Annotated in this window: 10 protein-coding genes; 5 read left to right on the top strand and 5 right to left on the bottom strand. The window is 64.3% G+C overall.

What is annotated here, in order from left to right; all coding sequences use genetic code 11:
• Nucleotides 1–117: 117 nt before the first annotated feature.
• The 3 genes from ACIBJI_RS27105 to ACIBJI_RS27115 all read left to right on the top strand — a co-directional run bounded on the left by ACIBJI_RS27105 (nt 118) and on the right by ACIBJI_RS27115 (nt 3,177).
• On the top strand, nt 118–840 hold the full coding sequence (locus tag ACIBJI_RS27105) for a GntR family transcriptional regulator (RefSeq protein ID WP_364352149.1): 723 nt from the start codon (nt 118–120) through the stop codon (nt 838–840).
• 121 nt (nt 841–961) lie between these two features.
• Nucleotides 962–2,446: an NCS1 family nucleobase:cation symporter-1 gene (locus ACIBJI_RS27110; protein ID WP_364352146.1), complete on the top strand. Its 1,485-nt coding sequence runs from the start codon at nt 962–964 to the stop codon at nt 2,444–2,446.
• Entirely contained in the window at nt 2,446–3,177 is a 732-nt protein-coding gene (locus ACIBJI_RS27115) for an aspartate/glutamate racemase family protein (protein ID WP_364352143.1), read from the top strand. Before ACIBJI_RS27110 ends, ACIBJI_RS27115 begins: the two co-directional genes overlap by 1 nt.
• An 18-nt stretch (nt 3,178–3,195) precedes the next feature.
• Here the strand turns inward: ACIBJI_RS27115 and ACIBJI_RS27120 are convergent, their stop codons facing one another.
• The 5 genes from ACIBJI_RS27120 to ACIBJI_RS27140 all read right to left on the bottom strand — a co-directional run bounded on the left by ACIBJI_RS27120 (nt 3,196) and on the right by ACIBJI_RS27140 (nt 8,550).
• Nucleotides 3,196–3,540 carry a hypothetical protein gene (locus tag ACIBJI_RS27120; RefSeq protein WP_364352140.1) on the bottom strand — a complete coding sequence of 115 codons (345 nt, stop codon included), beginning with the start codon at nt 3,538–3,540 and terminating at the stop codon, nt 3,196–3,198.
• Between the two features lie 378 nt (nt 3,541–3,918).
• Nucleotides 3,919–4,497 carry an isopentenyl-diphosphate Delta-isomerase gene (gene idi / locus ACIBJI_RS27125; protein WP_364352137.1) on the bottom strand — a complete coding sequence of 193 codons (579 nt, stop codon included), beginning with the start codon at nt 4,495–4,497 and terminating at the stop codon, nt 3,919–3,921.
• A gap of 153 nt (nt 4,498–4,650) precedes the next feature.
• Entirely contained in the window at nt 4,651–5,523 is an 873-nt protein-coding gene (locus ACIBJI_RS27130) for a geranyl diphosphate 2-C-methyltransferase (RefSeq protein WP_364352134.1), read from the bottom strand.
• Between the two features lie 51 nt (nt 5,524–5,574).
• Complete coding sequence (locus ACIBJI_RS27135; protein WP_397086450.1) at nt 5,575–7,128, bottom strand: family 2 encapsulin nanocompartment cargo protein terpene cyclase; 1,554 nt, start codon at nt 7,126–7,128, stop codon at nt 5,575–5,577.
• 15 nt (nt 7,129–7,143) lie between these two features.
• Nucleotides 7,144–8,550, bottom strand: a complete 1,407-nt coding sequence (locus ACIBJI_RS27140; protein ID WP_364352128.1) for a family 2B encapsulin nanocompartment shell protein — start codon at nt 8,548–8,550, stop codon at nt 7,144–7,146.
• Nucleotides 8,551–9,144: 594 nt separating this feature from the next.
• Between ACIBJI_RS27140 and ACIBJI_RS27145 the strand changes: the two genes are divergently transcribed.
• Together ACIBJI_RS27145 and ACIBJI_RS27150 are read left to right on the top strand one after the other, a co-directional pair.
• Nucleotides 9,145–12,168, top strand: a complete 3,024-nt coding sequence (locus ACIBJI_RS27145; protein WP_397086470.1) for an AMP-binding protein — start codon at nt 9,145–9,147, stop codon at nt 12,166–12,168.
• 84 nt (nt 12,169–12,252) lie between these two features.
• A complete protein-coding gene (locus ACIBJI_RS27150) occupies nt 12,253–12,552 on the top strand; it encodes a hypothetical protein (RefSeq protein ID WP_396960033.1) in 300 nt (99 codons plus the stop codon).
• Nucleotides 12,553–12,610 lie beyond the last annotated feature (58 nt).

Genomic DNA, 12,610 nt, shown 5'->3' on the forward strand with positions numbered 1-12,610 from the left:
CCATGCGGCCCATCGTGCTGCCGAAATTCCAACCGTGAGACCAGTCGGTTCGGTGAACTTTTCCTGACTGTCACATCCGCGACCGAGATCGCAATACGGCTCGCATAGCGTGCCAGCATGCCCCCGAGACGACGATCGGCGCTACTGGCCAGGTTGGTTGTCGACGAACCAGGCCGACCGCAAGTGATCCTCGGCGAACTGCGCCGGGTGATTCTGGATGGCGCCGTGCCGCCGTGCACCGTGATCCCGCTGCGCGAGGTCGCCGAATTATTCGGCGTCAGCCATATCCCAGTGCGCGAGGCGCTCAAGACATTGATCGGGGAGGGACTGGTCACCCATCGGCCGCACGGTGGGTACGCGGTGGCCCAGCTGACCTCCAACGAGCTGCGCGAAATGTATATCGCGCGGGAGACGCTGGAAACCGCCTCACTGGCGGCCGCGGCCCGCAATGCCACCGACGCCGACCGCGCCCGCCTGCTCGAGGTGAATTCGCTACTGGAACAGGCGATTCGAGATGACGACCCGGTCTCGTACCATCGCCAGTCTCGCCATTTCCACGTGGCGCTGACCAAGCCGTCGCGGATGTTCCGGCTGCTGCACATGCTCGAATCCGCGTGGAATGTCACCGAGCCCGTGCAGTCCATGGTGCATATCGGCCCCGGCGATCGGGTGCGCCTGCATACCGATCACGCGCTGATGCTCGATGCATTCATGGCCCGGGACGTGGATCGCCTTCTGCTGGTGGCCGAACGGCATCACCGCAGGTTGGAAACGGTAATCGCGACATTGCCGACCGATACCGGACTGCTCGCGCCGGAAGATATATCGATCGCGCAATAGCCGGGCAATAACTGCGCAATGGCGGGGCAATGCATGGTTCTTACCGTCGTTTCGATCACACCGCTAGCGACTGCTTGCAGGTCGGTCGAAATAGCACAGCCACCCTCGGATGGGAAACACCATGACCGAAACGCTTACCACCGCGGCGCCGCCTGTTCCCGCGTCGCCCGCCTACGACCCACGGCTGACGAATGCGGATCTGGCCCCGCTGCGCGAGCAGACCTGGGGTACCTACAACATCTTCGCGTTCTGGATGTCGGACGTGCACAGTGTCGGCGGCTATGTCACCGCGGGCAGTCTGTTCGCACTCGGACTAGCCAGCTGGCAGGTACTCGTGGCGCTGCTGATCGGCATCACCATCGTCTATTTCTTCTGCAATCTGGTCGCGAAGCCGAGTCAGGTGACCGGGGTGCCCTATCCGGTCATGTGCCGCAGCGCATTCGGGGTGCTCGGCGCGAATATTCCGGCGATCATCCGTGGCCTGATCGCCGTCGCCTGGTACGGCATCCAGACCTTCCTCGCCTCGGCGGCGCTGGATGTCGTACTGGTGAAACTGTTTCCGAGCCTGGCCCGGTATGCGGTCGTCGACGACTATGGGTTCCTCGGTCTCTCGGTGCTCGGATGGGGCAGTTATCTATTGCTATGGGTGGTGCAGGCCTGCGTGTTCTGGCGCGGCATGGAATCGATTCGCAAGTTCATCGACTTCTGCGGTCCCGCTGTATATGTCGTGATGTTCCTGCTCTGCGGTTACCTGATCGCCAAGGCCGGTTGGAGCGCCATCGACCTGAAGCTCGGTGAGGTGAAGTACACCGGCTGGGCCTCGGTCCCCGTCATGCTCGGCGCGATCGCGCTGGTGGTCTCCTATTTCTCCGGTCCGATGCTGAACTTCGGCGACTTCTCCCGCTACGGAAAGAGTTTCGCGGCGGTGCGGCGCGGCAATCTGCTCGGGCTGCCGGTCAACTTCCTGCTGTTCTCGCTGCTGGTGGTGATAACCGCATCGCTGACGGTCCCGGTCTACGGTCAGCTGATCACCGATCCCGTTGCGACGGTGGCCCGTATCGACAGCACCTTCGCGATCGTCCTGGGCGCGTTGACCTTCACCATCGCCACCATCGGCATCAATATCGTCGCCAACTTCATCTCACCGGCCTTCGACTTCTCGCACGTCAGCCCGCAGCGAATCAGCTGGCGCGCGGGCGGCATGATCGCCGCGGTCGGCTCGATCCTGATCACGCCGTGGAACCTGTACAACAATCCGGAGGTCATCCACTACACCCTGGAAGTGCTGGGCGCATTCATCGGCCCGCTGTTCGGTGTCCTCATCGCCGACTACTACCTGGTGCGCAAACAGCAGGTCGTCGTCGACGACTTGTTCACCTTGTCGCGGACCGGAACCTATTGGTACAGCAGGGGTTACAACCCGGCAGCGATCATCGCCACCGCCGTCGGCGCGATCGTCGCGGTGATCCCGGTGCTCGCCAAGGATGTCACCGGCATGTACACCGCCGCGCAGTACAGCTGGTTCATCGGCTGCGGCCTCGGCTTTCTCGTCTACTACCTGCTGGCCACCCGAACCCGGTTGGCAGTGAAGGGAGTCAGTGCCTGATGCGCATCCGGGTCGTCAACCCGAATACCACCAGGGCGATGACCGACACGATCGAGCAGTGTGCCAAGGCCGTAACGGGCCGGGGCACGCTGCTCGATGCGGTAACCGCCGACATGGGGCCCGCCTCGATCGAGAGTCATTATGACGAAGCCCTCAGCGTCCCAGGCATTCTCGACGCCATCCGGCGCGGCGAACACGAAAGTATCGACGGCTATGTGATCGCGTGCTTCGGCGATCCCGGCTTGGATGCGGCCCGAGAACTGGCACGCGGCCCGGTAATCGGCATCGCGGAGGCAGCCATGTACACCGCAAGTCACCTCGGTGGCGGCTTCAGCATCGTCACGACGCTGAGCCGCACCATCGGCCGCGCGGATGAACTGGTGTATCGCTATGGCATGCGGCGCTTTTGCCGCGGGATCCGCGCCTGCGAGATCCCGGTGCTCGCCCTGGACGATCCGGATGCGCGCAAAATCATCACGCAGGCCTGCAGCGATGCGGTCGACGCCGATGGCTCTGATGCGATCGTGCTCGGTTGCGCGGGCATGGCCGACCTCTGTAACCACATTCGCGACGAGATCGGCGTACCGGTGATCGACGGCGTTGCCGCGGCCACCCTCACCGTGCAGTCGCTGATCACCCTCGGCCTGCGCAAATCGGGTAGGGGAGAGTTCGCCACGCCACAACCGAAGCCGTACAGCGGTCTGCTGCGTTCCTTCGGCTCGAAACTCTGAGCCGTCAGGCGGCGGCGGTCAGGCGGCGGCGGTCAGGGTTTCCATGGCCGCATCGGGATCGTCGACATCGACTACGAGACGGGTGAACCCCGGACCGGCGAGGTCGATGAGAATGGCTTGGCCGTCGAACCTGGTGTCCCAGAACTCTTTTCGCCCTCTGCCGCGATAGGTCCCCGCAGCGATCACACCGGGAAAGAAGGTGCCGGGTGCGCGGACCCACGGTGGGCGCAGATCGACCGGGGCGGGGGTCACCCCTTTGATATCGGCTAGATCGAAGGTCACGTGCTCGCGCAGCGCCAGTAGTCGGTGCCCGCCGAGCACATGAACCGTCACCTTATCGTCTGTGACTTCGACTTCGACCATCGTGCACCTCGCTGAATTCAAGACCTCGTATGTGATCCAGGATCCGAGTCGCTCCTGTTCGCACCCTGTGTCGTTCCTGTGATTTCTCGAAGGCTTTGTTCGGTGTTACAAGTGCCGTGTATCCGCAGAAATACTTGCTGAAACGTAGATATGCGCATCAGAACATGTCAGGTGACACTCGAAAGTCAGCCAAGACATATGTCTCACCAAAAACCAGCAAGGAGAGGGACGCGCTCGCGCCGACTTGCCGGCCCACTCCAGGCCACCCGCGGACTCGGCCGAGGCAGCTACGCGCGGATCACCACCGACTAAGAAATGACGCCGGAGATGATCGGTGACTGCCTCGGCCTCGGCCGACGTACCGGCATCGGCTGACCTTCAGATGACCCGAAAAGCTTCTTCCGCGATATCGAGCACACCGAGCAACCACGGGGTGTAGCTCCCCGGATCGTCGGCGATCGCATCCCGCAGCGCCTCCGGCTGGATCCACGCATAGTCGGCGACCTCCGCCGGATCCGGCCGTGGCGCCGCGGACCGTAGGAACTCGGCATTCAGCCGACCGATGAGCACATGATCCCATTCGTGCTCCACTCGACCGGTCGCGGAATCCTGCGCGTGATACCGGAAGATGCCGACCTCTGTCAGCGCGGTGGCCAACCCCAACTCCTCGGCCAACCGGACCGCCGCGGCCGCCGCCACCGGCTCGCCCGGCGCGGGATGACCGCAGGCGGTGTTCGCCCACAGCAGCGGGAACCGAGTCTTGACCGCAGCGCGCTGCTGCAACAGCACCCGACCCGCATCGTCGTACAACAGCACCGAGAACGCGCGGTGCAGCAGCCCAGGCGCGGTATGCGCCTGCGCCACCGGGCACGCACCGACTGCGCGCCCTGCCTTGTCCACGAGCTCGACGGGCAGGGCTTCACGGTCGGTGATCGGTTTGGCCAGCGTTTCGGTCACAGCTCCACCTCGCTAGCGCTCGCCTCCGCTGTGACCGATGGTGCTGCGCCCATGATTCGCTGGCTCATGCCTCCACCTCGCTGGCTCATGCCTCCACCTCGCTGGCGGTCGCCTCCGCTGTGACCGATGGTGCTGCGCCCATGATCCGCTCGCTCATCGCCCCACCTTATCGGCGGCAATCAGCAGGTATTGGAAGCTGCCCTCCTTGTAGGCAGTCAGGAACGGCTTCTCCACCCCGGTCGCCAGCTCGGATTCGGTGCGCAGCTCCCAGTAGGGAATCGTGGCGGCGGTCAGATCGATCACATTGACCGGCACCAGATTGTTGTCGGCCAAAGCCCGGAAATACTCGCTGCGCGGATGAATCATGCAGCCGTAATGGGCGTCGATCCAGCTGACCGAGGCCGAGCGTCCGCCGTTGACATCATTGGAGCAGCCGGTGATGCAGACGTAGCGACCGCCGGGTTCGAGCAGCCTGGAGAACTCCTCGAACAGCTCGCCGAGCGCGACATACATGGTGGTCTCGTTGGTCCAGATGCCGCGCATGGCTCCGGTGTCGAAACCGGTATCGAGCATATTCCGGAAGTGGAAGCGCACCTTGTCCGCGACACCGCGATGGGCGGCCTGATCATTGGCGAAGCCGACCTGATATTCGGAAATGGTGACGCCGTCGACCTGACAACCGAAGCGCTGATTGGCCATAAAACTCGTACCACCGCGGCCTGATCCGCCGTCCATCAACCGATCGCCGGGCCGGATATCACCGAGGTGGTCCAACAGCAGCGAGGCCTGCGCGGTCTCGAGGCGGTGTAATTCCTTGACGAGCCGTTCTTCGCGAGAATCCGCCGGCCCGGCCAACGCCGCCTGATCGGGTTCGCCGATACCGTAGTGGTGGTGGAACAGCCCGTCGACCTCACCGAGTCTGGTATTGACCCGGTCGTCATTCGGGTTGTTGTTCCAGTACTCGGCAACGGCTTTCTGGTAGCTGGTGCGCAGGACGGACCCCGTGTCGGGATTGAGCATGGTCATGCCTGATCATCCTCTCGTGTTGCGGTACTACTGATTTCGTTGCGGTACTGGCTAATTCGACTCGTTGTAGCGCTTGCTCGCGGCATGCCAGGCGCGGTTGCCGCCCATCCATGCCCAGAGCCCGCCGAGGAATCGGCGCAATTCGGCCGATCCGGCCGCGGCCAGTGGACCGGCCTCCTGTTCGAATCGGTGCACCAGTTCGTCGTGCACGATGGCGGTGCGCAGCACCGCCTCGCGCCGGGAGCAGCGCTCCTCGGCGGCCAAGACCGTCGGCAGGTTGAATTCCCTACCGTCGGAACGGTCTTCGCGCGCCATCGAATACAGATCGTTCACCATCTGACTGGCGAGTGCGGCAGTGGTGACGACCCGGCGCACCCGCGGATCGGTGTACTCGGCGGCTTGGAGTTCATAGCCGCCGACCACATCGATCGGCGCCATACACGGCAGAAAACTGTGCGGCCGCCGATTGGTGAGGTACTCCCACACCGGTGGCATCCGGTGTGCGGCCCGCCAGCCCGCCTCCGCGCCGAGCGCGATGAACCATCCGGCGATCTCGGTACGCAATCGAGCAAGCTGTGCCGGGGTCGCATACCGGGACAGATGCTCGAAGGACGTACGAAACGCGCGCAGGATCGGATCGGCCTGCGACGCTCGTTCCAACTGTTGCTGGTAGCGCGCCGGAAGATGGACGGGATCCATTGCGGCGGCGGCCAATTCGAGGCGGGGGCCGAGTTCGGCCTCGGCGCTGGACGGCGTGCCGTCGGGTGCGGTCTCATCGGCTCCTTCCTCGCGGTAGTAATCGTCGACCGACCATTCGGAGACCGCGCATTTCGCGGCCGCGAGCAGCCGGTCGGGATCGTTGCTGTCCGGATGGGCGAGCATGATCAATCGGCCGAAGTCGGCATCGCGCAGTTCGTCCAGGCGCCCTGCGTAAAGGCCGATATCGCGCGCCCAGTCGATGAGCCCGTCGTTGACCAGTTCGGCCAACGCCGGATCATCGCGCAACGGCGGTGGACAGTACAGGGGTGGAATCGGTGCCGCGGTGCCGTGCAGGTAGGCCGATGCGGTACCTAATCCGGTGGGGCCGAATGGAATTCGTCTCCGAGGAGGTTCCGATTCGATTGCTGCCGGCGCAGCCCCCTGCGCCACGCCGACAGCGATCGATGTGGCGTTGAACGCCACCGGTGGCGGCTGGAGACCAGCCGCCCGGATAGTAGGTGTGCGTGCGGGGTCGGGTACCTCAGTAGTAGGTAGTCCCGCTTGGGTGGTGGTGGACGTCGGAAGTAGGACTGCAGCCGCGCCCAGGCCGCTGGGTCCGCGCAGGCTCCGCGGAACAACCGTCTCAGGTTGGGTAGGTAGGTCCAGTTCTGGCGAATCAGTCTCCACCACCTGGGTTTCGGATGATTCGGGTATTGCTGTGCATTCGGGTAATTCCGTACTTTCCGGTATCTCGGCGTTTTCAGGTGGAGTCGTGGTTTCCGGTTCCGAAACCTCCAGCGGGAGTATCGGGGGAGCAGTGGTATCGAGGTTGGACAGCAGTGCCGCGACAGCGGCGGCCACCTCGTGGGTGGCGGGTGGTGCCGAGGCGCGCGAGAGCACCGACATCGGTCATCACCCCGGTCAGTCCGCCTGCCGGGCGACCAGGACGTTGTCGAGCACGCCCAGCGCGTCCGGCACCAGCACGGCCGCCGAGTAGTAGCAGCTGACCAGGTAGGAGATGATCGACTGGTCGTCGATGCCCTTGAAGCGGACGTTCAGGCTCGGCTCGTATTCGTCCGGAATTCCGGTCTGGTGCAGGCCGATGACGCCCTGATCCTTCTCGCCGGTGCGCATGGCAAGAATCGAGGTGGTCTGGGTATCGCTGACCGGGATCTTGCTGCACGGGTAGATCGGGACGCCACGCCAGGCGAACACGCGGTGCCCGTCCACCTCGACCGGATCCGGATACAAACCGCGCTTACTACATTCACGACCGAAGGCGGCGATCGCCTTCGGATGTGCCAGAAACAGTTTCGTACTGCGCCGCATACTCAACAGCTCATCCATATCGTCCGGCGTCGGTGCGCCGGACTCGCTGTAGATGCGCTGTTTCAGGTCGCAATTGTGCAGCAACCCGAAATCGGGATTGTTGACCAGGTCGCTCTCGCGTCGCTCGTAGAGCGCCTCGATGGTCAGCCGCAGCTGCTGTTCGACCTGGTTCATCGGATCGTTGAACAGGTCGGCGACGCGCGTGTGCACCCGCAGCACGCTCTGGGCCAGGCTGAGCTCGTATTCGCGCGGGGCGGCGTCGAGGTCGACGAAGGTGCCTGTCAGCAACGGCTCACCGAAGTGGCCCGAGGAGATCTCGATATTCGCCTCGCCCTTGGTATTTTGCGGGCGCGCCGGTGCGTCGGCGATACGGGACAATTGCTCGCGCAGCGCCGGGGTGTTCTCGAGCATTTCCTCGAGCCTTTGCCGGGGCAGCACCAGCATTGTGGTCTGAGTGATGGTTTTGACGGTCACCGGCCAAATTCCGGACCCGTCGATGAGGGTTTCATCGCCGAAGAAATCGCCGCCGCCCAGCATGCCGAGCTTGGTTTGCTCGCCGAATTCACCGGTGCCGATCTTGCTGAGCTTGCCGTGCACGATCAGCATGACCTGATTCATCGGATTGCCGAATTCGGCGACCACCGTACCGGGTTCGAGGTCACGCTGCTCGAAACGCTGGGCCAGTGCCCGCAGCGCGTCTTCGTCGTCGAAGTCTCGCAATTGCGGAAGTTCGGTGAGTTCCATCGGGATCACTCTGGCTTGCGAGCCGTCGATGACGAACTCGACCTCACCGTTGCCCACGGTGTGGGTCAACCGTCGGTTCACACGATAAATACCACCGTTGACCTGCGTCCACGGCAACGCACGGGTGAGCCAGCGCGAGGTGATGCCCTGCATCTGCGGCTCGGATTTTGTGGTGTGCGCGAGCTGGTGGGCGGCACCGGTGCTGAGGCTCTTGTGCCCGTTGGTTTCTGTTTGGACTGGCATTTCGATGGTCATGCGTTGTCCTCACCTGAGATGGTCACCGAGACGGTCGATTGTGCTGTATTTGTTGTCGATCGCATTTCGAAATCGGCGGTGGTGCACAACAATTCGACAGGCGGCAGGCCTGCTGGGTATGGCGGCATGGTTGCCGAGAGAAGTGGCGGGACCGAGGCATGCAGACGGTAACCGACTCTCCCGTGCGAATTGGCTTACGCGACATTGCGTTCCGAACGGCTTCGATCCTAAACCGCGAAAGATGCTGTGCGCACGCGAATCTCGAAGAAGAAGCCACGAGAATGCTGGTCTGTTTTTCGGATGGTTACGACATGACCTCGATACGGATAACTGCCGATAACGACCCTGGATGGATCGGCGCGGACCGAGCAAGCTGCGCGGTCGGTATCTTTTGCGCACCGCCGCCGCGAACATCCCGCATCATCGGCCCAGACCTGGCATGGAACCTGTCACAGCCGCCCCATAATGGATACACGGTGTGGGAAGCTCGTCTGAGCACATCGGGGTGTGTGATGCGGGTCACTTTGCAGGGTAGGGCCAGGAGCGATCGTGAAGTTGAATGTGGAAAGTGTGGTCGGGTCGGTGCAGCGGTTGATGGCAACGGCCCAGAACGGCCTCGAGGTCATCCGCTTCGGCGGGTTGAGCACCGATGTCGAGTCGTCGCCGTTCGAGATCGTCGAACGGCGCAGAATGTATCGACTGCGCCATTACTTCCCCGACGATCCGACGCCGAGCCTCGGCCTGAGCGACGGACCCGCAGGCGACAGCGTGCGTAACCACGGAGGGCCCCGGGACGGCCGCCATGGACACCGCCCGGTCGCGGTCCTGGTGCCGCCGCTGATGGTCAATGCCGATATCTGGGATGTCAACGCCGAGGACGGCGCGGTCGGCATTCTGCATCGCGGCGGAATCGACTGCTGGGTGATCGATTTCGGTTCGCCCGCAAGTGAGGAGGGCGGCTGGGAACGGGATCTGGCCGATCACGTCCTCGCGGTCAACAGCGCCATCGATACAGTCTGCGAAGCGACCGGCGCCGATGTGCACCTGATGGGGTACTCGCAGGGCGGCATGTTCGCCTATCAGGCCACCGCCTACCGGTCCGGTAAGGGTGTGGAGAGCATCGTGACCTTCGGCAGCCCCGTGGATGTGGTCGCGGGTATGCCGTTCGGACTGCCGTACGGCATGGTCTCCGATGTCGCGGAGTTCCTGGCCGACCATGTGGTGACCCGGCTGCCGATCACCGATTCGATGGTCCGGCTCGGCTTCCAGATGCTCGATCCGGTGAAGACCGCCAAATCGCGCATCGACTTCCTGCGCCAGCTGCACGACCGGGAGGCGTTACTGCCCAAGGAACGTCAGCGTCGGTTCCTCAATAATGACGGTTGGGTCGGCTACGCCGGTCCGGCGGCGGCGGATCTGCTCAAGCAGTTCGTCGCGCACAACCGAATGATGCTCGGCGGCTTCGTGATCCGGGGCCACCCGATTTCACTGGCCGAACTGAAGTGCCCGATCCTGGCGTTCGTCGGCGAGGTCGACGATATCGGCCAACCCGCCGCGGTGCGCGGTATTGTCCGGGCCGCGCCCAACGCGGAGGTATACGAAGCCAGTTTGGTGGCAGGACATTTCGGCCTCGTCGCGGGCAGCATGGCGACCAGGCACACCTGGCCGCTCGTGCGTCAGTGGATCGATTGGATGGACGGCGATCAGCCGCTGCCGCCGGAGATCGCGCCGATGACCGAACATGTGGCGACCAACCGACCGAATTCGGCGGCCACACGAGTCGTGCACACCGCGGCCACCCTGGCCGAGGCGGGCGCGGGCGTCGGCAAGGTGCTGGAGGGCTTGGCCAGCAATACCGTGCGCGGGTCGATCGAACTCGCCGGTGAAGCCGCACGCGCACTGCCGCGACTGACCCGGCTCGGCATGATCCAGCCGCATACCCGCATCTCGTTGGGGCGACTGGTCGCCGAGCAGGCGCGGCGGGCGCCGCTGCGCGATCTGTTCCTCTTCGACGATCGCGTGCACACCAACGCCGCAGTGAACGTGCGCATCGATAATGTCGTGCGCGGGCTCATCTCCGTCGGCATCCGCCCGGCCATGCGCGTCGGTGTGGTGATGGAGACCAGGCCGAGCGCGCTGGCCACCGTCGCCGCGCTGTCCCGTATCGGTGCGGTGTCCGTATTACTCGCCCCCGGTAGCGAGTTGGAGCGGGCCATCGAACTCACCGGCATCAAAGCCCTGGTCTCGGATCCGGAGAATCTGCGAGCGGCGGCGGCTACCGATACGCGGGTCCTGGTGCTCGGCGGCGGCGCCGCGCGCGCTCTCGATATTCCGTTGAGCGAAGACGTGATCGACCTGGAACAGATCGATCCGACGCAGGTGGAGCTGCCGGCCTGGTATCGCCCGGATCCGGGTCTGGCGCGGGAATTGGCGTTCGTGCTCGTCACCGGCACCGGTGACCGGCTGGAGACCAAATACATCACCAACCACCGTTGGGCGCTGTCGGCCTTCGGCACCGCGACCTCGGCCGATCTGGATCGCAAGGACACCGTCTACTGCCTTGCGCCGCTGCATCATTCGTCCGGTCTGCTGGTGAGCCTCGGCGGCGCGATCGCGGGCGGCAGCCGGATCGCGTTGGCCAGGTCGCTGGATCCGACCAGTTTCGGCGAGGAGGTGCATCGCTACGGCGTCACGGTGGTCACCTACACCTGGACCATGCTGCGCGACATTCTCGACGCCGAAGTCTTCTCGTCCGGACTGCGTTCACCCACCGCGTCGGCTCCGCCGACTGCCACCCCAGCTTGGCACCCTATCCGCCTGTTCATCGGCTCGGGCATGCCCGCGGGCTTGTGGCGACGCACGACCGAGCAGTTCGCGCCTGCTCGGGTGCTCGAGTTCTACGCCTCCATCGAGGGCGACGTGGTGCTGGCCAATGTGGCCGGTGTGAAGGCGGGCTGCAAGGGCCGTCCCGTGCCCGGCACCGCCAAGGTGGAGTTGGTCGCCTACGACCCGGTCACCGAACAGATCCAGACAGACGGGTCGGGCTTCGCGCGTCGGTGCGCGGATAACGAGGTCGGTCTGCTGATCGGCAAGGCGACCGATGGCGTAGACCTCTCCGACGGCGGGTTCCGCGGGGTATTCACCGCGGGCGATGCGTGGATGCCGACGGAAAACCTCTTCCGCCGCGACAGCGACGGCGACTACTGGCTGGTCGATCGCACGGACACGGTGATTCACACCGAACGCGGTCCGGTCTTCACCCAGCCCATCGTCGACGTGCTCAACGACATCACCGCGGTCGATATGGAGGTCGCGTACGAACTGCCCGCCGGCGAGCATGCGGTGGCGGCGGCGGCGGTCAGCGTCCGCAACGGTTTCCGGCTGGAACCCAAGGACGTGACCGAGGCGGTGCGCGCACTCGATCCGGACCAGCGGCCCGACATCGTGTACGTCGTCGACGAGATCCCGCGCAGTTCCTCCTACCGCCCGTCGACGCGGGCCGTGCAGGCGGCGGGCCGCCCGCGGCCGGGACCTGATACCTGGTGGTACAACCGGGAATCCGACGCGTACGAAATCCTCACCGAGGACGAGGCCGCAAACATCTTCGGCACCGAGTGAGCCCGTCCCCCGTCGTTCCGGTTTTCGGCCGGAACGGCGGGGTAGCGTGGACGCCAGGTCCGCGGCGACAACGGAGGTTTCGAGATGTCGTGGAAGGTCAAGCTGGGCGTCGGCATATTGGCACTGCTGGGTGCGCTGATGGTGATCGGGTTCGTGAAGAGTCTGGTGCTGTCCCTGGTGCCACTGGCGATCCTGCTGTTAGCCGGTTACGGCGTGTTCCGGCTCTACGTCGGCAGTCGCGGCAAAGCCAAAGCCACCGGGACCGAAGCGCCACAGCTGCCGGCCACCCCGCCACCCGCGCTCCCGCCCCGTCCCACGAAGGATGCGGCGACCAGACTGCGCGAAATCCGCGAGGAAGCGGCCCCTCAGCAGCGGCAGCCGTAGGCTTGTACGCTTGACGCGCCGGATCGTGTTGGCGAGTCGGTTGATTCATTACCAAGAG

It is taken from the genome of Nocardia sp. NPDC050408 (assembly GCF_044458905.1).
In the GTDB taxonomy this organism is placed as follows: domain Bacteria; phylum Actinomycetota; class Actinomycetes; order Mycobacteriales; family Mycobacteriaceae; genus Nocardia.

What these genes read in the sequence shown, in the direction of transcription:
- ACIBJI_RS27105 (WP_364352149.1), top strand. Translation starts at nt 118, where the DNA reads ATGCCCCCGAGACGACGATCGGCGCTACTGGCCAGGTTGGTTGTCGAC.
- ACIBJI_RS27110 (WP_364352146.1), top strand. Translation starts at nt 962, where the DNA reads ATGACCGAAACGCTTACCACCGCGGCGCCGCCTGTTCCCGCGTCGCCC.
- ACIBJI_RS27115 (WP_364352143.1), top strand. Translation starts at nt 2,446, where the DNA reads ATGCGCATCCGGGTCGTCAACCCGAATACCACCAGGGCGATGACCGAC.
- ACIBJI_RS27120 (WP_364352140.1), bottom strand. Translation starts at nt 3,540, where the DNA reads ATGGTCGAAGTCGAAGTCACAGACGATAAGGTGACGGTTCATGTGCTC.
- ACIBJI_RS27130 (WP_364352134.1), bottom strand. Translation starts at nt 5,523, where the DNA reads ATGACCATGCTCAATCCCGACACGGGGTCCGTCCTGCGCACCAGCTAC.
- ACIBJI_RS27135 (WP_397086450.1), bottom strand. Translation starts at nt 7,128, where the DNA reads ATGTCGGTGCTCTCGCGCGCCTCGGCACCACCCGCCACCCACGAGGTG.
- ACIBJI_RS27140 (WP_364352128.1), bottom strand. Translation starts at nt 8,550, where the DNA reads ATGACCATCGAAATGCCAGTCCAAACAGAAACCAACGGGCACAAGAGC.
- ACIBJI_RS27145 (WP_397086470.1), top strand. Translation starts at nt 9,145, where the DNA reads ATGGCAACGGCCCAGAACGGCCTCGAGGTCATCCGCTTCGGCGGGTTG.
- ACIBJI_RS27150 (WP_396960033.1), top strand. Translation starts at nt 12,253, where the DNA reads ATGTCGTGGAAGGTCAAGCTGGGCGTCGGCATATTGGCACTGCTGGGT.